The sequence below is a fragment of the Bradyrhizobium diversitatis genome, from assembly GCF_016031635.1.
In the GTDB taxonomy this organism is placed as follows: Bacteria; Pseudomonadota; Alphaproteobacteria; order Rhizobiales; family Xanthobacteraceae; genus Bradyrhizobium; species Bradyrhizobium diversitatis.
The window spans coordinates 22,783-40,391 of the sequence record NZ_JACEGD010000015.1 but is presented as its reverse complement, the minus strand read 5'-3'; the positions used below and the strand labels follow the sequence as shown (position 1 = coordinate 40,391).

Below are 17,609 nucleotides of genomic sequence, written 5' to 3'. Positions count from 1 at the left end.
GCGGCCGCTGATCGCGCGGCGTTAGGGAAAGCTGCGGACGATCTCGATCAGGCCGACGATTGCGGCATTGAACGCGTCGAGGTCCTCGGCCGGAATCCAGTACTCCAGATGCGATCGTCCGCCGGCTTCCTGCACATCGTATTTCTCGATGAAGCTGCGCTTGACTGCGAAACGGGTCACGAAGCCCGATCCGCTCGCCGGGACATTCCAGTCACGCGCGATCTTGATGGCGTATTCCTCGGTCAGCACCGGATAGAAGATCGGCTGGTCAGGCAGGCGCGGCGGGAACGCGCGCATGCCGGATTGCTGGATCAGCTGGAGCTCTTTGGGACCGATGGGGCGCCAGAGGATGAGGGTGTCTTCGGTGGAGGGCATGGTGTGAGGACCAGCGTCTGATGGGCTTACATACACTGATGCGTTTCTCCGTTCCATCACCGTCACCCTGAGGTGCGCTGAGCAAGCCTCGAAGGGCGACGGCCCGGTTGCATCGGGGCCGTCTATCCTTCGAGGCTCGCCGCACGATGCTGCGCATCGTACGCCTCGCACCTCAGGATGACGGCGACAGAGCGACGCTCGCTGCCTCAGCGCGTCATTGCGAGCGCAGCGCGGAGAGAGCGCGCGCCTCAATGCTCGCCTCGTGCCCCGGACGCAGCGCAGCGCTTCCCCGGCGATGCAAAGCATCGTCCGGTTCAACTGCTGAGCCGGGGCCCATGTGCAGCAGAACTCGTGGCGTCTGGGTCCCGGATCTGCGCTTCGCTTGTCCGGGCCACGAGAGTGAACGGCGCGGAAGAAACTTGCCCCCTTACGAGAAGAACGCGATCTTCTCGGCCTGGGTCATGCGGCGGATCGGGGCGAGTGGGTCGTTGGCCGGCGCGCGGGGCTTTTGCAGGATGCCGCTGGCGAGGATGGTGGCGCCGAGCGAGGGCTCGGGTGAGGACGTGGACAGGGGCGAGGGCATCGGCAGCGTCGCGGTCGACGCTGCGGCGAACGTTGCCGTGGCTGCCATGGCCGGGGCCTGCTGCTCCATCACCTCGGCGGCGGCTTCGGCAATCGCGTCGGTGAGGCGCGCGAGTGAGTCCATCGCGATCGGTGCGTCCGCGGCGGGCTCTTCCGCGACGACAGGCTCAGAAGCGATCGGCTCCGGAAGCTCGGCGGCAACGGGCGCTGCGACGTCCGAGGCCATCGGTTCCGGCATCGGCGCGGCCAGCTCGACCGGTTCGACGATCTCGTCGAACTCCGGATCGGGCGCGGCCATCTCCAGCGCGATGGCCTCGAGGATGGCTTCGTCCTCGGCTTCCGCGGCGGCATCGGGCGGGAACGCATCGGCAGCCTCCGCGAAGGCGGCTGGTTCGGCGATCGGCTCATCGACAGCGACGTCCTCAACTGCGGCCTGGTCGGGCGCGATGTCGCTTTCGGCAACCGTCTCCGGCACGGCGGCAGCGTCGACAGCCTGCTCGGCCGTGGCGAGCGCTTCGGTGGTGCCGGCCTTCTCAGCGGCTGCTTCGGGCTCGGGAGTTGCTGCGATGTCCTGCGGCGTTTCCGTAAAAGCCACGGGGGCTTCGCTGGCCGTCTCGGCGGGCGCGGCGGCCGGCGCTGGCGTAGCGTCGGCGGACGGCGCGGCCTGCGGCGTTGCGCCGCCGTCAAGCTGCTCGACACGATCCCTCAGCAGATCGAAGGCGGCTTTGAGCTCGACGCGGGGGTCGATGGTCGAAATCTGTCCGCAGGCGGCCTCGATCGAGGCGAGCTGCGAATCAATGAGGTCGCAGATTCGCCCGTCGGCGCCGATCTCGCGCCAGCGCCAGGAGATCTCCTTGATGATGCGCACCCCGCGCGGGATCGGCGCGAGGCTGGCCTCGATCGCCGCGGGATCGAACGCCGCGATCGCGATCGTCTCGGCCTCGCGGATGGCGCGGCGGATCTCGACCAACGCCTCGGGCAGGCGGTCCTCGACGACGGGTTGCCGCTGTGCCGCAAGGGTTTCTTCGATCCTTGCGACCGCATCCAGCACCATGCTCGTGTCGGCATTGCGGTTGCGCCTGGCGTATTCGCCGAGAAACCAGCGGCCGCGCGCGGTCTCCATGAAGGCTTCGCGGATCGCGTCGTAATCCTGCTCGTTCGGCTCGGCCGCGCGGGCAGACATGGGCGAGAGGGCGAATGCTTCGTTGGCCATGACAATCTCGTCGCGCAAATCAGTGCGCGTTACTGTAACGATCACCACGATATCGACCGAATCGCAATTGGTTTGATGCAGTCCGAATCACAAATCCCCATCGCGGCAGCGACGAAGCGGCGATTCGCCGTGAGCCTCGCCGTGTTCTATTCGGCCTTCTTTGCGGTTCTGGGCACGCATGTGCCGTTCTTCCCGGTCTGGCTGAAGGCGATCGGCATCGACGCGGCCTGGATCGGCATCATCGCCGCGCTGCCGGCGATCACGCGCTTCACCACGCTGCCGCAAGTGACCGCGTTTGCCGAAAAGCGACAGGCCATTCGCGCCGCCATCATGGTGTCGGCGCTGGCCACCGCGATCGGATTTGCGGCCGTCGGCCTGCAGCAGCAGCCGCTGGCGCTGTTCCTGATCTACGCGCTGACCTGCATGATGTGGACGCCGACGATGCCGCTGACCGATGCCTATGCGTTGCGCGGCGTTGCCCGCTACGGGCTCGACTATGGACCCCTGCGGCTGTGGGGCTCGGCGGCGTTCGCGGCCGGTTCGCTCGCCTGCGGCTATCTCGTCGACGTCATTGCGCCGCGCGACCTGATCTGGGTCATCGTGGCCTGGGCCGTCGTCGCGGTTCTCGCGAGCCTGCTGCTGCAGCCGCTCGACGATCCCGGGCGGAGGACGCCGGAGCGGCATGCCGGCAAGCCGCTGCTGCGCGATGCAGCCTTCTGGGCCGTGATCGCATCGGCGGCGCTGATCCAGAGCAGTCACATCGCTTTTTACACGTTCTCGGCCATCGACTGGCAGCTCCAAGGCCTCAGCGGGCTGACCATCGCGGTGCTGTGGACGCTGGGCATCATGGCCGAGATCGTCGTGTTCGCGCTGTCGCCGCGCTTCTCGCTGCAGCCGTCCACGCTGATGGTCATCGGCGGCCTGATCGCCGTGCTGCGCTGGATCGTCACCGCGAGCGAGCCGCCGCTCGTGCTGCTCGCGATCGCCCAGCTCGGCCACGGCTTCAGCTTCGGGCTGACCATCCTCGGCACCATGAACCTCCTGGTGCAGCGCGTACCTTCGCATCAGATCGCGCGCGGGCAGGGCTATTACGCCGCCTGCAACGGGCTCCTGGGCGCGGCGACTTCGATTGCGTCAGGCGCGCTCTATGCCCGCATCGGTGATGGTGTCTATTACGTCATGGCCGCGATGGCCGCTGCCGGAGCCATGCTGATCTGGTCGGCGCGGCATCGCGTTACGGCTTATCCCCAGAGCGAGGCGTCCGGCGGATAGACCAGGCTGCCGTCATAACGCAGCCCATGATCGCGGTCGCGCGCGAGCAGCAGCGGTCCGTCGAGATCGACGAAGCGCGCCTGCGGGGTGATCAGCATGGCGGGGGCCATCGACAGCGAGGTCGCGACCATGCAGCCGATCATGATCTCGAAGCCGAGCGCCTGCGCGGCATCGGCCATGGCAAGCGCCTCGGTGAGGCCGCCGGTCTTGTCGAGCTTGATGTTCACGGCATCGTAGCGCTCGCGCAGGGGCGCGAGCGAGGCGCGGTCATGCACGCTCTCGTCGGCGCAGACCGCGAGCGGCCGCCTGATCCGCGCCAGCGCCTCGTCCTTGCCTGCCGGCAACGGCTGCTCCACCAGGGTGACGCCGGCTGCGGCGCAGGCGGCTAGGTTCGCTTCCAGATTGGCTTCGGTCCATGCCTCGTTGGCGTCGACGATCAGCTCCGATTCGGGGGCGGCCTTGCGCACCGCTGCGATCCGCTCCGGATCGCCGTCGCCGCCGAGCTTGATCTTGAGCAGCGGCCGGTGCGCCGCCTTGGCGGTCGCTGCGGCCATGGCTTCGGGGGCCGCTAACGAGATCGTGTAGGCGGTGGTGCGCTCTCCGGGCGTCGGGCGGTTCAGCAGGTTCCAGGCACGCAGGCCTGCCGCCTTGGCATCGAGGTCAATCAGGGCGCAATCCAGGGCGTTGCGGGCCGCACCGGGGGGCATGTCGGCCTGGAGAGCCTGCCGGGTGAGCCCGCCCGCGATGGCCTGCTGCATGGCCTGGATAGCGGCCAGCGTCGCCTCGGGCGTCTCGCCGTAGCGGGCATAGGGCACGCACTCGCCGCGGCCGGTCAGGCCGTCCCGGCCGATCTCCGCCACGACCGTGACGGCCTCGGTCTTGGCCCCCCGGCTGATCGTGAAGCTGCCCGCGATCGGGAAGCGCTCGATTCGCGCCGCCAAGGTTGCAAATTTCATGGAAGTCATTTTGAACTCTGGCGAAATCTGAACCTGCTAGTTACCTGTAGGAACTAACATTAACCACTTGGGGATACCTTCTCTGGGTAAGGGCGCGTGCGCAACAATCTGATTTTCTCCGCCCCGGTACGGGAGCGGATATCTTGAGCAGCGATCCGAAGCTCGAACGGATTGCAAAGGGCAACGCGCTGGCACTTTGCGCTACCGGGACCTGGACCGCGAGCTTCGCGCCGGTCCTGGAACGGATGGTGGCCGACGCCGAGAAGCTCGCAGGCACCCCGCAAAACATCTTTATCGACGTCTCCGAGGTCGCCAAGCTCGATACTTTCGGCGCCTGGCTGATCGAGCGGCTGCGCCGCAGCCTGACCCAGGGCCCTGTCGAGGCGCAGATCGCGGGCCTCTCCGCCAATTATTCCAGCCTCGTGGACGAGGTGCGGCGGGTGCGGGCGACCCAGGAGGTCGACAGCAGCACGATCACCATCTCCGGCATGCTGGAGCAGATCGGCCGGACCGTGGCCGGTGTAGCCGGGACCGTGACAGGCCTCGTCGACATGCTCGGCGCGGTGCTCGCGGCGGGGATTCGCGTCTTGATCCACCCGCGCTCGTTCCGCCTGACCTCCACCGTGCACCACATGGAGCAGGTCTGCTGGCGCGCGGTGCCGATCATCGTGCTGATCACCTTTCTGATCGGCTGCATCATCGCCCAACAAGGCATCTTCCATTTCCGCCGCTTCGGCGCCGACATCTTCGTGGTCGACATGCTGGGCGTCCTGGTGCTGCGCGAGATCGGCGTGCTGCTGGTCGCGATCATGGTCGCGGGCCGCTCCGGCAGCGCCTATACCGCCGAGCTCGGCTCGATGAAGATGCGCGAGGAGATCGACGCGCTGCGCACCATGGGCTTCGATCCGATCGAGGTCCTGGTGCTGCCGCGCATGCTGGCGCTGGTGCTGGCGCTGCCGATCCTCGCTTTCCTCGGCGCGATGGCTGCGCTTTACGGCGGCGGTCTGGTTGCCTGGCTCTATGGCGGGGTCGAACCCGAAGCCTTCCTGCTGCGCTTGCGCGACGCCATCTCGATCGATCATTTCATCGTCGGCATGGTGAAGGCGCCGGTGATGGCCGCGGTGATCGGCATCGTCGCCTGCGTCGAAGGGCTCGCCGTGCAGGGCAGCGCGGAATCGCTCGGTCAGCACACCACGGCGTCGGTGGTGAAGGGCATCTTCTTCGTCATCGTCATGGACGGCGTGTTCGCCATCTTCTTCGCCTCGATCGGGATGTGACGATGGCAAAAGAAGCTCAAAGCGAGATTCAGGACCCCATCATCCGCGTCCGCGACATCACCGTGCAGTTCGGCACGACGCGCGTGCTCGACGGGCTCAATCTCGACGTCAAGCGCGGCGAGATTTTGGGATTTGTCGGCCCATCGGGTGCGGGCAAATCCGCGTTGACGCGCACGATCATCGGTCTGGTGCCGAAAATTGCCGGCTCGATCGAGGTGTTCGGCGTCGACCTCGATTCCTCCAGCACGTCGCAGCGGCGTAACGTCGAGCGGCGCTGGGGCGTGCTGTTCCAGCAGGGCGCGCTGTTTTCTTCGCTCACCGTCGGGCAGAACATCCAGTTTCCGATGCGCGAATATTTGCGCGTCTCGCAGCGGCTGATGGACGAGATCACCATGGCCAAGCTCACCATGGTCGGGCTCAAGCCCGAAGTCGCCGAGCGTTTCCCGTCCGAGCTCTCCGGCGGCATGATCAAGCGCGTGGCGCTGGCACGCGCGCTGTCGCTCGATCCGGACCTCGTCTTCCTGGACGAGCCGACCTCGGGCCTCGACCCCATCGGCGCCGGCGACTTCGACGAGCTGGTCAGGACCCTCCAGCGCACTTTGGGGCTGACCGTTTTCATGGTAACCCACGATCTCGACAGCCTTTACACCGCATGTGACCGCATCGCCGTTTTAGGGAACGGTAAGATCATTGCGGCAGGGTCGATCGCCGACATGCAGGCCTCGCAGCATCCCTGGCTGAGGCAGTACTTTCATGGCAAGCGCGCCCGCGCGGTCATGGGATGAGTAGCTGGGTTGAATAGCTGGGTCGAGTAGCCGGAGCACCTGATGGAAACGCGGGCGAATTACGTATTGATCGGCTCGTTCACGCTGGCGGTGATCGCCGCGGCGATCGGCTTCGTGCTGTGGTTCCAGTCGCTGCACACCACCAAGCAGCGCAGCCCTCTTCGCGTCGTGTTCGAGGGGCCGGCGGCGGGCCTGCGTAACGGAGGCAGCGTCAACTTCAACGGTATCAGAGTGGGCGAGGTGGTCTCCGTGAAGCTGGACAACCCGCGGCGGGTTGTCGCACTCGCCATGATCGAGAACAACGCGCCGATCCGCAAGGACACCTTGGTCGGCCTCGAATTCCAGGGCCTCACGGGTGTCGCCGCGATCTCGCTCAAGGGCGGTGACGAGGCCGCGGCCCCACCGCCGCTCGACCAGGACGGCATCCCGACGCTCACCGCCGATCCCAACAAGCTCCAGGACGTCACCGAGGCGATCCGCGCCACGCTGCAGAACGTCAACAAGATCGTCGCCGACAATCAGGAATCGGTGAAGAACTCGCTGAAGAACCTCGAGACCTTCACCAACTCGCTGGCGCGCAATTCCGAGAAGATCGACGCCGTGATGGCCAAGGTCGACGGCGTCATGCTCAAGGCCGACAGTCTCATGCTCGGCCTCAACACGCTCGCCGGCGGCAAGGACGGCGGCGAACTGTTCCAGGCGGTGAAGTCGATCCGCGAGCTCGCCGAGGATTTCGACAAGCGCTCCGGCGCGCTGATGGCCGACGGCCGCCGCACCCTCGGCGACATCAGCCGCGCCGTGAACAATTTCGACCGCAACCCGACCCGCGTGCTGTTCGGCGCGAGCAATTCATCGCAGCCCGCCCCGCCACCCGAGCCGCTGAAGCCGGTGCCGAGGCGGTAAGAGACGAGTGAGATCGGACGAGAGGAGAGGCGCACGCTCTCTCCACCGTCATTGCGAGCGAAGCGAAGCAATCCAGGTTGTCTCCGCAGAGGCAGACTGGATTGCTTCGTCGCAAGAACTCCTCGCAATGACGGTTTGGAGAGTGTGCTCGCGCTCCGCGTGAGAGTGTCCCAAACAAAAAACGGAGGCCTCACGGCCTCCGTTTTCATTCGCTATTCGCGATTCGCGAGCTTCCGCTCACCCCAGCCGGCCCGCCGCGTGCGCGAGCAGCGTGTACACCAGCCCCGTCTCCGAGGTCAGGTGGCCGCGCAGCTCCTGCGGGCCGCGGCCGTCGCGGGCGACTTCGTCGAGCAGGCGCTCGAACTCGGCGACGTAGCGGTCGACCGTGCCCTTGAAGTTGCGGTCGGCGCGGTACTTGCGGGCGACCTCGTCGAACGCCTTCTGGCCGGCGGGCGTGTAGAGGCGCTTGGTGAAGGCCCTGTTCTCGCCGCGCTGGTAGCGGTCCCACATTTCGGCGGCGAGGTTTCGGTCCATCAGCCGGCCGATGTCGAGCGACAGCGATTCCAGCGGATTGCCGCCACCCTGCGGGGCCTGCGGCAGCGGCGCGGGTGCCGCGCGGCCGCGGGCGGGCTCACGGCCGGTCGGAGCGCCCTGGTTGGCGTCCGTGCGGCTCAGCAGGTCCGACAGCCAGCCGTCGCGGCCCTGGTCGGTGCTGGAAGGTGCAACCGGCGGCGCTTCGGTGCGGCGCGAGGGAGCCGGCATGCCGAGGTCCGGCGGCGGCAGCGTCGAGGCGCTGCCGGTGTCGCGCATGCGCGTCTCGGCAGCTCGGCCGCCGACGGCCGCCATCATCGGCTCTTCCTGACGCTGGACGGCGACAGAAGCGCGGCCCGCGGTGGTGACGTCGAGGCCGCGGCCATGCTGGGCCACGATGCGGTTGAGCTCGGCGAGGGCCTCGATCTGGTCGACGATCACCTTGCGCATCTGCGCGGTGCTCTCGGCAGCCTCCTGCGGCATCTCGAGCACGCCGCGGCGCAGCTCGTTGCGGGTGGCTTCGAGCTCGTTGTGCATCTCGAAGGCCATCTGCTTCATGCTGGAGACGAGGTTGGTGAACTTCTCGGTCGACTGCTTGAACATCGCATCCGCCTCGTCCGTGGTCTGGCGGTAGATGTCGTGCATCGCCTCGATGGTCTGGCGGTGCTCCTCCTCGGAGGCCGCGCGCACCGCCTCGAACTGGCGGGTGATCGCGGCCGAGCCTGCGCCGGCGGTCTCGGCGACCACGCGGGCGATGTCGCGAGCGCGCTCTTCGGCGGCCGCAAGGGATTCATCGAGCAGTCCGGTGAAGCGCGACAGCCGCTGGTCGAGATCGGCAGTGCGCAGGTCGATGGTGGTGACGAGCGATTCCAGCGCCTGCTTGCGTTCGGCGAGCGAGGCGGTGGTGTTCTTGTTGCTCTGCTCGACCACCTGCGCGGCCTCGACCAGCGCCTGGCCGTGCTTGTCGAACTGGATCGACAGCTCGCCGAGATCCTGCAGCGCCTTCGTGGTCTTGCTATTGAAGACGTTGAGCTGCTCTTCCAGGTTCTGCGTCGCCGCGCCATTGCGCGAGGTGACGTCGTTCATCGCCGAGACGAAGTCGGCGACGCGCGTCACCAGCGCCCGCTCGAGCGAGTTGAGGTTGTCGTGCGCACCGGTCAGCACCTCCTGGAGCAGGATGTTGCCTTCGCGCAGACGCTCGAACAGGGCCACCGTGTCGGTGCGCAGGATCTTGCTGGTCTCCTGCATCTCGGTGACGGCCGCGATCGAGACCTGGCGCGACTGGTCGATCGCGGAACGCGAGGCCTGCTCGAGGTCCTTGAGCGACTTGCCGACCGCGCTGGTGGCGATCTCGCTCGCTGCGTTGATGGTGCGGGCGACTTCCGAGCCGTTGCCCATCATGGTCTGCGAGAAGGCCTGGCCGCGCGTCTCGATCGACTTCAGCGCATCGGAGGTGACGCGGTCGATGTCGAGCGTGAGCTGGCTGGTCTTGGAGCCGATCGCGTCGACAAGCGCGCCGCGCTTGGCGTCGATCATGTTCGACAGGCGGTCGGCCTGCTGCTGCACATAGGTGACGATCTCGTCGGTCTTGCCGGTCATGGCCTGGCCGAAGCTGCTGCTGGCGGCGAGCACCGAGCGCTCGACGTCGGCCGAGCTCGACTTGACCCGCGAGCTCGCCTCGTTGGAGGCCGAGATGAGCGCGTTCTGGGCGTTGAGCGCGCTGGTCTGGATGTCGTTGGTCGCGTTGGCGGCCGCCGCGCTCAGCGTGCGCTCGATCTCGGTCGAGATCGTGCGGATCTGGCTCGCGGCGTCGGCCGAGGTCGAGGTCAGCGAGATCTGCGCCTCACGCGCGCTGCTGAGGATGGTCGAGGCGGTGTCGGCGCCGACCGCGGTCAGCGTGCGCTCGATGTCCGTCGTCAGCGACTTGATCTGGCTCGCCGCATCGCTCGAGGCGGAGATCAGCGAGCCCTGGGCCTCGCGAACGCCGCTGGTGAGCGCCTCGATGGTGGCGCCGCCGGCGGTCGCCAGCGCGCGCTGCATCTCGGCCGCGAGCGAACGGACCTGGCTGGTTTGTTCTGCGGAGACAGCAAGAAGAGTGCTCTGGGCGTCACGGGCGCTGGTGGTGATCGTCTCGGCGGTCGACTGGCCGACCTGCGAGAGCGAACGATGCATTTCGGCCGCGAGCGACTTGACCTGGCTCGCCGCATCCGAGGATGCCGTGACCAGCGTGCTCTGGGCCTCGCGGGCGCCGCTCATGATGGTCTCGGCGGTGGAGGTGCCCGCCATCGTCAGCGAGCGCTGCACGTCCGAGGACAGCGCCTTGATCTGGTTGGCGGTCTCGGTCGAAGCCGCGACCAGCGCGCTCTGCGCATCGCGGGCGCCGGCGGTGATCGATTCCGCCGTGGTGGTGCCGGCCATGGTGAGCGAACGCTGCACGTCGGCGGTGAGAGTCTTGACCTGGTTGGCCGCGTCCGAGGAAGCGGTGACGAGGGTGGTCTGCACCTCGCGGGCGCCGGCCAGGATCGAGGCTGCGGTGGCAGCGCCTGCTGCCGACAGCGTGCGTTCGACGTCGGTCGCGAGCCCCTTGATCTGGTTGGAGGCATCGCCCGATGCCGCGACCAGCGTCGACTGCGCTTCGCGGGCGCTGGTCAGGATCGAGTTCGCCGCACCGGTGCCGACCGCGGTCAGCGCCTGCTCGACCTCGGCCGAGGTCATCCTGAGCTGGGCATTGACGTCGGAGGAGACCGTCAGCAGCGACTGCTGAGCGGTGCGCGCGCCGGTCTGGATCGTCTCGCTGGTGTTGACGACGAGGTTGGTGAGCGAGCGTTCGGCGTCCTCGACATGCGAGCGGATCGCGGTCGAGATCATCTCGGCGCGGGACATCATGTCCTCGCTGGCCTGGCGTCCGCTGCTCTCGATGCGGCCGGCGACGGCCTCGACGCGGGAGCCGAGCAGGTCCTCGAACTGCGCCACGCGCACGTCGATGTCGCTGGCGACCGAGCCGACCTTGGTCTCGATGGCCTGATGGATCTCCTGGAAGCGCGCCGTGACCGTGTCGGTCAGATGCGTGCTGCGTCCGTCGATGATCTCGGTGACGCCGGTGATACGGCGGTCGACCGCCTCGATCGCCTGCGCGGTGCCGTCCGTGAGCGTCGAGCTCAGCAGCGTCAGGCGCGTGTCGATCGACTGCACCGCCTGCGAGGCGCCGTTGGTCACGGCGGTGGTCAGGTAGGTGAGGCGGGAATCGATGGATTCGAGCGCCTGCGTCGCGCCGCCGGTGAGCGTCGTCGTGAGATGCGTCAGCCGCGTGTCGATCGACTGGATGGTCTGGGATGCGCCGTCGGTCAGCGAGGTCGTGAGGTAGGTGAGGCGGCTGTCGATCGACTGGATCGCCTGCGCGGCACCGTCGGTCAGCGACGTCGCCAGCGTGTTGATGCGTCCGTCGATGGTTTCGGTCATGGACTTCGCGCGGCTGTCGAACGACTGTTCGAGCGCGGCGACCCGGCCCACGAGCTGCTCGTCGAAGGTCCTGATGTGGCCCTCGATCGTGCCGTCGAGGCTGGCGATCTTGCCGTTCAGCGAGGTGTCGAGATTGCTGACGCGTTCGCCGACCGTGGTCTCGAATTGCACGAGGCGCTGGTCGAGCACCGCCGTGATCTCGCCGCCGTTCGCCGTGAAGCGGGTATCGAAATTGTCGACATAGGTCTTCAGCGTCTCGGCGATGTCCTGCGTGCGCTGGCCCATGCGCTCGACGATCTCGCCGCCGAAGGTCTTCACGGTGCGGTCGAACTCGGAGATGTGGCGCGTGATCAGCGCGCCCAGCGTGCCGGAGTCGCGGGCGAACTTCTCGACCAGCTCGGTGCCCTGGTTCCTCACCAGCTCGTCGAAGGCGCTCATCTGCAGCGACAGCGAATCGTGCGCGGTCTCGGTCTGGCTGACGACCTTGGCGACCAGGGTGTTGACGGTGGCGTCGAGCGCCTCGCTCGCCTTGTCGCCGCTCGTCATGATGTGGCCGGCGAGGCGGTTGCCGGCGTCGTCGATCTTGGCAGAGATGTCGTTGGAGCGCAGCTCGAGCTCGAGCAGCAGCGAGTCCGACGAATTCTTCAGGGAATCGTGCACCTGCTCGGTGCGCTCGGAGATGCCGTCGACGATCGCGGCGGAACGCTGCTCGAACTCGCCGGTGATGCGGTCGATGCGTTCGTTCAACATCTCGTGGACGCGGTCGGCGAGATCGACGAACTCGTCGTGGACGTGGCCGGTCTTGAAGTTGAGGCTGGTGGTCAGCCGCTCGCTGGCGTCGAGCACGGCGCGCGTGGTCTCGTTGCTGGCTTCCTCGAGGCGGTCGAGCAGGTCGCCGCCGCGCTCGCCGAGCGCCAGGATCATGTTGTCGCCGGCATTGCTCAAGGCACTGGTGATGTGGGCGCCGCGCTCTTCGAGCGCGCCGGTGATGGACTTGGCAACCTCGTCGACGCGGGAGGCGATCGCATCGGAGATCAGCGCGATGTCGTGGCGCAGATCGATCTGCACGCCGGAGATGGCGCTGCGGACCTGCTCGGCCTGGCCGACCAGATTGTCGCGCTGATGCGCGATGTCCTGGAGCAGGGCGCGGATGCGCACCTCGTTGTCGCTATAGGCGCGCTCCAGCGCGGCGACCTCGTTGGCGACCAGCGTCTCGAGCTCGCCGGCGCGCGCAATCGCGCGCTCGATGCCGTCGCCCATCGCCGCGACCTCGCGGCGGATGGCCTGGCCGACCGTGACCATGGAATCGGAGGCCGAGCCTTCGGGCTCGGAGAAGCGGATCGCGACCTGCGCCATCGCCTGCGCGATCATGCGCATTTCCTGACCGCGCCAGACGAGGCTGGCGAGGAAGTAGAACAGCATGATCGGCGCGAAGACCATCGCGATCAGGCCTGCGATGACGAGAACGCCACCGCTCTGGCCCAGGGCGGCCTGGATCGAGGGCAGGAAGCCGACGGTCAGCGCGGCGCAGGCGGCGAGCCAGACGGCGGCGAAGATGGTGGCGAAGGTATAGACGCTGCGGGCAGGGCGGCCCTTCTGAAGCGCCTGGAGCAGCTGGCCGATGGTCTCGCGGTCGTCATTCGCGGCGCGGCGCGATGAGAGCGGCTCCTCGACCGTATCGAACACGGTCGCCCGCTCATTGGCGGCCGGTCGCGGCTCGAAGCTCGGCTCATCGAAGATCGGGGGCGCGGGCGGCACCGGGGGCGCCGCTTCGTTGCGCGCGGTGGCGTTGCGGCTGGTATCGGCAGCCGTGTCACTGATGTTCAGGGCTTCCTGGATCGCAGAAAGCGCAACTTCTGTGGGGTCTTTGACCTTTTTCGGAGTGTTCGCCATGTTCAGTCCGAGCCCTCGTTACTTGTACGCGTCCCCCCCGCGAGCCCTGCGCTCGGCGCAAGCCCACAGACCGGATCATGCCGCTTGCGCGGATCTCCGAGCCGTCCCCACCCGGACGGCTTGTCCGCCAATTTCCGCAACATCCTATTGGCAGAGCGTCGCGAATGAAATGCCCGCGATTAAGACAATCTTAATCATCGTTAACAGGATCGCGTTCTAACGCCTTAGCAATAAATGCAATTCTCCACCGAACTCGTCAGATTGCGGCAACTTTCCGTCAACAAGCGGGCGGATCTGCGTCAAACGGCTCGAACATTTCGTTAACCATTTTCGTGCTTGGCTGAGGGGAACCTGACCGCCGGACCGGCGGCCGCCGCGCGATGCAGGGGCCTGCGCCATGACGCCTGAACTGCAACGGATGGACTGGATGCCTTCGCCCCCGCTTGCACCAATCGACAGTCCGCTCGACCTCGATCACCTCTCCCGGATGACGCTCAGCGACATTGCACTGGAGCGAGAAGTGCTGGCGATGTTCGCCGAGCAGGCGGGCCGCCTGCTCGCGGCGATGGCTGCGAGTCCGGCCGATGCCGGCGCGCTCGCGCACAAGCTCAAAGGTTCGGCGCGCGGGATAGGCGCCTTTGCGGTGGCCGATGCCGCAGCCAGCCTGGAGTGTGCGATCCGGACCGGCCATGGCCGGTCCCACGCCTTCGCCGCTCTGAAAGAGGCGGTGAGCGAGGCCCGCGCCGCCATCGAGGCGATCCTGAAGCCGTAAGCCGATACGGTCGGAGACGGGCCCCTAGTCTTTTGTTTTGACGCGTTTTCTTCCCGCAAAGCGGGATTCATTCTTCGCATCAAAACGCTATGGCGCCGGGCTAACCGACCCGTTATAGGACAGCCCGGACCTCCTTCATTCCCAGCACCGCGGCAGTACGAGCACACATGGCCAAGATTCACTTTGTCGACCACAAGGGCGAAACCCGCACGGTAGAAATCGAGAACGGTGCAACCGTGATGGAAGCCGCGATCCGCAACAGCATTCCCGGTATCGAGGCCGAATGCGGCGGGGCCTGCGCCTGCGCGACCTGCCATGTCTATGTCGACGAAGCCTGGCGCGAGAAGGTCGGCAGCCCGACGCCGATGGAAGAGGACATGCTCGACTTCGGCTTCGACGTGCGCCCGAATTCGCGCCTGTCCTGCCAGATCAAGGTTTCCGACGAGCTCGACGGTCTCGTGGTGGCAACGCCGGAACGTCAGGCCTGATCGTCCCTCGCTATATCAACTGCGCGGTGCCGCGACCTCGATGCCGCGCTTGTGCCAGGGTCTGAGCTTCTCGATCACCTCTGCGGTCAGTGGCGCGGGTCGCCGCGTGGCCTCGTCGAGCAGGACGCCGACCGACGTCGCTGACGCAATGCACGTCCCGTTCGAGAACACGACCTGTTCGAAGGTCACGGACGTCCGTCCAAGCTTCACCACGCCAAGGCCAAGCTCGATCGTATTGGGCCAGTGCAACTCGGCGCGAAAATGCATGTCGAGCCGGACCATGATCCAGGCGAGGCCCGGCGGGGTCAGCCCGTATTCGGGAAGCTTCATCAGCGTGACACGGCCGGTCTCGAAATAGGTGGCGTAGACCGCATTGTTGACGTGCTGGTTGGGATCGAGATCGCCGAAGCGGACGTTGTCGCTGAGGCGAAACGGAAAGTCCTCAAGGCGCGGCGTAAATTCGAGGCGGGCTGGTGCGTTCACCGATTGATCTCCGTCATATCCAACCTCGTTACAACCCAGTTATTTTGGCCCGGCAAGTGGGCGCGGCTGCGGGGCGCTCCCGCTTTTATGCCTTCCCTGTTCCATCCCCGTTGGCTAGACAGGCAGGGTCACCTCTGCCCGACGGGCGCCGTCCAACCGATAACGACCAAAAAAGAGACGACATGAGCGACGTGATCAAAACCGATGTGCTGATTATTGGCGCCGGCCCTTGCGGTCTGTTCGCCGCCTTCGAGCTCGGCCTTCTCGACATGAAGACGCATTTTGTCGACATCCTCGACAAGGTCGGCGGCCAGTGTGCCGAGCTCTATCCGGAAAAGCCGATCTACGACATTCCCGGCATTCCGCATGTCTCCGGGCAGGGACTCACCGACGCGCTGATGGAGCAGATCAAGCCGTTTCACCCAACCTTCCATCTCGGCGAGATGGTCGAGACCGTGGAGAAGATCGGCGATCCCGCCTTCCGCTGCACCACCGATGCCGGCAAGGTGTTCGAATGCAAGGTGGTGGTGATCGCGGCCGGCGGCGGCTCGTTCCAGCCCAAGCGTCCGCCGGTGCCGGGCATCGAGGCCTATGAAGGCACTTCAGTCCATTACGCCGTGCGCAAGATGGAGACGTTCCGCGACAAGAACGTGCTGATCGTCGGCGGCGGCGATTCAGCGCTCGACTGGACGCTCAACCTGCATCCCTTGGCCAAGCGCATCACGCTGTTGCACCGACGCGACGAATTTCGCGCCGCCCCCCACAGCGTCGAGCAGATGCGCGCGCTGGTTGCCGGCGGCAAGATGGATCTGCGCCTCGGCCAGGTCACCGCGCTCTCCGGCGCTGACGGCAAGCTCACCGGCGCGACCATCAAGGGCAATGACAACAGCGTGAGCGAAATCGCCTGCGATACCATGCTGCCGTTCTTCGGGCTGACCATGAAGCTCGGCCCGGTCGCGAACTGGGGCATTGCGCTGGAGAACAATCTGGTGCCGGTCGAGACCTCCGCGTTCGAGACCAACGTATCAGGCATCTTCGCCATCGGCGACATCAACACCTATCCGGGCAAGCTCAAGTTGATCCTGTGCGGCTTCCACGAGGGCGCGCTGATGTCGCAAAAAGCCCATCGCTACGTCTATCCGGAGAAGCGGCTCGTGTTCCAGTACACGACGTCGTCCTCCAGCCTGCAAAAGAAGCTCGGTGTCAACTGAGGGAACGTAGCGGGGAGGCGGTGCCCCATGTTTCTGGTGCTGGAACCGTTCGCGAAATCGCCGTAGTCTGCGGCCATTCCGGTCGTGGAATAACAAGGTGATCTAATGCGGATTTTTTCCAGCTTTCGGCTGCTCTCCTTTCTCGCGCTGGCATTGTCGCTCGCGACGGTGGGCCCGTGTGCGGCGCAGAGCGCCGAGCCCACGGCGGCGGGCCTCTGGCAGAAGGTGGAAGACGGCAGGACGGTCGGATGGTTCCTCTTCATCGACCACAACGGCGTCTTCGAAGGCGTGATCGCCAAGACCTTTCCGCGGCCGACCGACGACCCGAACGAGGTCTGCAGCAAATGCACCGACGATCGCAAGAACGCCCGGGTGCTCGGCATCTCCTTCGTCCGCAACATGAAGCGTGAAGGATTGAAGTACGAAGGCGGCAACGTGCTCAATCCGCGCGACGGCCAGATCTGGAAGGCCAACATGCGGATCAGTCCCGACGGCCAGACCCTGACGCTGCGCGGCTATCTCGGCATCGCGCTGCTCGGCAAGGACGAGACCTGGACGCGTCTGCCTGACGCCAACATCGCCCAGATCGATCCCGCCATCGTCGCGAAGTATCTGCCTGCGCAAGCCGCCGCAGCGAAGCCGTCGGCGCCCGCGACGAAGAAGGGCGGCGGCATGATGGCGCCGGCACCGAAGCAGTAAGGCCCGCAAAGCACTGCGCTGCCTGATCGGCGGTAGCTTCGACGCCCGGTCATTTCCCGCATGGGCGACGGTCTGCGCGGCCACGTTCGCCGAATGGCGACCGTGTGCCGGCTTCGCTCCAGTAGTTCCCCGGAATGCGCGCTGGCGCCGGATTTGCATAGCTGTCGGCAAAGCTGCTGGGGGAGCGAGTCGCCGTCTCCACGCCCGTCGCGTACCACGCGGAGGGTGGACGGCAGCGTTTGCCTCGCGGCAATCACTTCGACCGCGGAGACGACATGAGACCTGCCATATCAGGTGCGGCCACGCTGCTGGGGTTGACGACGCTGCTCGCGGCTTCGGCGCTGGCGCGCGACGACGGCCGCTACGCCAACTCGCCGCTAAAACCCTGGTTCGAGAGTCTGCACAGCGAATTCGGGCAGTGCTGCTCGGATGCCGACGGCTACGTCATTGCCGACGTCGATTGGGAGTCGGATCGCGGCCGCTACCGCGTGCGGATCGACGACGAATGGGTCGTGGTGCCCGACGGTGCCGTGATCACCGTGCCGAACAAGTTCGGCCGCACCATGGTCTGGAAGCACTATGTCGACGGTCATCCGCGCGTGCGCTGCTTCATGCCGGGCAGCATGACGTAGCCGCCATCAATCTTCGATGTCGTTCCGGGGCGGCGCGGCAGCGTCGAACCCGGAATCGCGGGGTGTTGCGCGAGATTC

14 protein-coding genes are annotated in these 17,609 nt (G+C 66.3%); 9 read left to right on the top strand and 5 right to left on the bottom strand.

Going from position 1 to position 17,609, the window contains the following annotated elements; translation table 11 throughout:
• Window positions 1-21: 21 nt before the first annotated feature.
• Both H1B27_RS17435 and H1B27_RS17430 read right to left on the bottom strand, forming a co-directional pair.
• Window positions 22-375, bottom strand: coding sequence for an ADP-ribosylation/crystallin J1 (locus H1B27_RS17435; RefSeq protein ID WP_197966876.1), 354 nt, complete (start codon window positions 373-375; stop codon window positions 22-24).
• A gap of 427 nt (window positions 376-802) precedes the next feature.
• Complete coding sequence (locus H1B27_RS17430; protein WP_197966875.1) at window positions 803-2,170, bottom strand: hypothetical protein; 1,368 nt, start codon at window positions 2,168-2,170, stop codon at window positions 803-805.
• A 75-nt stretch (window positions 2,171-2,245) separates the two neighbouring features.
• On the opposite strand from H1B27_RS17430, the gene H1B27_RS17425 reads away from it, so the two are divergent.
• Entirely contained in the window at window positions 2,246-3,442 is a 1,197-nt protein-coding gene (locus H1B27_RS17425) for an MFS transporter (protein ID WP_061878892.1), read from the top strand.
• Here H1B27_RS17425 and dgcA read toward each other — a convergent pair.
• A complete protein-coding gene (gene dgcA, locus H1B27_RS17420; protein ID WP_197966874.1) occupies window positions 3,412-4,407 on the bottom strand; it encodes an N-acetyl-D-Glu racemase DgcA in 996 nt (331 codons plus the stop codon). The two genes, H1B27_RS17425 and dgcA, sit on opposite strands and share 31 nt — an antisense overlap.
• A gap of 134 nt (window positions 4,408-4,541) precedes the next feature.
• Between dgcA and H1B27_RS17415 the strand changes: the two genes are divergently transcribed.
• Genes H1B27_RS17415 through H1B27_RS17405 form a run of 3 tightly spaced genes read left to right on the top strand, consistent with a single transcriptional unit; the run spans window position 4,542 to window position 7,363 of the window.
• Window positions 4,542-5,675: an MlaE family ABC transporter permease gene (locus H1B27_RS17415; RefSeq protein WP_197966873.1), complete on the top strand. Its 1,134-nt coding sequence runs from the start codon at window positions 4,542-4,544 to the stop codon at window positions 5,673-5,675.
• Window positions 5,676-5,677: 2 nt separating this feature from the next.
• Window positions 5,678-6,460: an ABC transporter ATP-binding protein gene (locus tag H1B27_RS17410; protein WP_197966872.1), complete on the top strand. Its 783-nt coding sequence runs from the start codon at window positions 5,678-5,680 to the stop codon at window positions 6,458-6,460.
• A gap of 42 nt (window positions 6,461-6,502) precedes the next feature.
• Complete coding sequence (locus tag H1B27_RS17405) at window positions 6,503-7,363, top strand: MlaD family protein (RefSeq protein ID WP_197966871.1); 861 nt, start codon at window positions 6,503-6,505, stop codon at window positions 7,361-7,363.
• A 237-nt stretch (window positions 7,364-7,600) separates the two neighbouring features.
• On the opposite strand, the gene H1B27_RS17400 is transcribed toward H1B27_RS17405, so the two are convergent.
• Window positions 7,601-13,246 carry an apolipoprotein A-IV repeat region-like domain-containing protein gene (locus tag H1B27_RS17400; RefSeq protein ID WP_197966870.1) on the bottom strand — a complete coding sequence of 1,882 codons (5,646 nt, stop codon included), beginning with the start codon at window positions 13,244-13,246 and terminating at the stop codon, window positions 7,601-7,603.
• Between the two features lie 397 nt (window positions 13,247-13,643).
• On the opposite strand from H1B27_RS17400, the gene H1B27_RS17395 reads away from it, so the two are divergent.
• Window positions 13,644-14,018 carry an Hpt domain-containing protein gene (locus tag H1B27_RS17395; RefSeq protein ID WP_197966869.1) on the top strand — a complete coding sequence of 125 codons (375 nt, stop codon included), beginning with the start codon at window positions 13,644-13,646 and terminating at the stop codon, window positions 14,016-14,018.
• A 167-nt stretch (window positions 14,019-14,185) separates the two neighbouring features.
• Complete coding sequence (locus tag H1B27_RS17390) at window positions 14,186-14,506, top strand: 2Fe-2S iron-sulfur cluster-binding protein (RefSeq protein WP_008143731.1); 321 nt, start codon at window positions 14,186-14,188, stop codon at window positions 14,504-14,506.
• Between the two features lie 15 nt (window positions 14,507-14,521).
• Here H1B27_RS17390 and H1B27_RS17385 read toward each other — a convergent pair whose 3' ends face one another.
• Window positions 14,522-14,989: an acyl-CoA thioesterase gene (locus H1B27_RS17385; protein ID WP_197966868.1), complete on the bottom strand. Its 468-nt coding sequence runs from the start codon at window positions 14,987-14,989 to the stop codon at window positions 14,522-14,524.
• Window positions 14,990-15,171: 182 nt separating this feature from the next.
• On the opposite strand from H1B27_RS17385, the gene H1B27_RS17380 reads away from it, so the two are divergent.
• The 3 genes from H1B27_RS17380 to H1B27_RS17370 all read left to right on the top strand — a co-directional run bounded on the left by H1B27_RS17380 (window position 15,172) and on the right by H1B27_RS17370 (window position 17,531).
• Window positions 15,172-16,200: an NAD(P)/FAD-dependent oxidoreductase gene (locus tag H1B27_RS17380; protein ID WP_197966867.1), complete on the top strand. Its 1,029-nt coding sequence runs from the start codon at window positions 15,172-15,174 to the stop codon at window positions 16,198-16,200.
• A 105-nt stretch (window positions 16,201-16,305) separates the two neighbouring features.
• The gene (locus tag H1B27_RS17375) at window positions 16,306-16,899 is read left to right on the top strand and encodes a DUF2147 domain-containing protein (protein ID WP_197966866.1); all 594 of its coding nucleotides are present in this window, start codon (window positions 16,306-16,308) and stop codon (window positions 16,897-16,899) included.
• A 275-nt stretch (window positions 16,900-17,174) separates the two neighbouring features.
• Window positions 17,175-17,531, top strand: coding sequence for a hypothetical protein (locus H1B27_RS17370; RefSeq protein WP_061878901.1), 357 nt, complete (start codon window positions 17,175-17,177; stop codon window positions 17,529-17,531).
• Window positions 17,532-17,609 lie beyond the last annotated feature (78 nt).